Origin of the sequence: Pseudomonas sp. GM33 (assembly GCF_000282295.1) — a bacterium.
Taxonomy (GTDB): domain Bacteria; phylum Pseudomonadota; class Gammaproteobacteria; order Pseudomonadales; family Pseudomonadaceae; genus Aquipseudomonas; species Aquipseudomonas laurylsulfatiphila.
The window spans coordinates 1-821 of sequence record NZ_AKJO01000061.1; the positions used below are offsets into that span (position 1 = coordinate 1).

The following is an 821-nucleotide window of genomic DNA, read 5'->3' on the forward strand; positions in this document are numbered from 1 at the left end:
GTCTGGTTCGCGCGGAGCTTGCGCACGCGTTGGCCGCCGCCGTCGTAGACATAGCGTTCGTAGTCGTCCTCAGCCTCCTCTCGCACCACCGGGCGCACGACGGTCAGTTGATTGCGCAAGTCCCACTCCAGCGTCTGGCCGGCCTGCAGTTCCCGCAGGTTGCCATTGGTGTCGAACCCGGCAGCGATTTCCGCTTCCGTCGGTGGCCGGCCGTTGCGCTCGGGCAGGCAGCGGTTGCTATATTTGGCGCGAGTCAAAAGGCGGCCGTGGGCCTGGGCGCCGACGTGCACCAGGTCCAGCAGGTTGCCGCCGGCGTCGTAGTGGTAGGTCTGGGTGTAGTTGGCGACCTGGCTGGGGTCGGGGGGCAGGGGGTGCAGGTCGGGCAGGGCGGGGCCGCCGTGGCCGGTTTTGGCTTCCCGGCCGCTGGCTTCGATCAGTTGATCGAGGGTGTCGTAGCGGTAGGTCTTGAGCGGTTCGATGCGCTGGTTGTTGAAGTAGCGAATCGGTTGAGCGGCGTCTTCGAGGCTTAGCACGTTGCCGACGGCGTCGTAGCTGTAGCGCAAGTCTTGAAGGGGCGTGCCATCGGCTTTGTGCGCGCTCAAGCCAGTCAGGCGTCCGTCCGCGAGGTCGTAGCGATGGCGGGTGATGACGCGGTTGCCGGCGGTTTCCGACTCGATCTGGCCGGAGGCGTTGTAATGGAGAGCGCTGACCAGCGTGATCTCGTCCTCACCGACCAGGGTCAATCGAGTGTTTTTCAATTGGCCGGCGACGGTGTAGGCAAAGCGCTGGCGGTTGCCCAACGCATCCGTTTGCTGGAGGGG

1 pseudogene is annotated in these 821 nt (G+C 65.4%); it reads right to left on the reverse strand.

The window, feature by feature from the left end:
- Window positions 1-821 (reverse strand): annotated as a pseudogene (locus PMI26_RS21820) (RHS repeat protein); the annotation flags it as partial.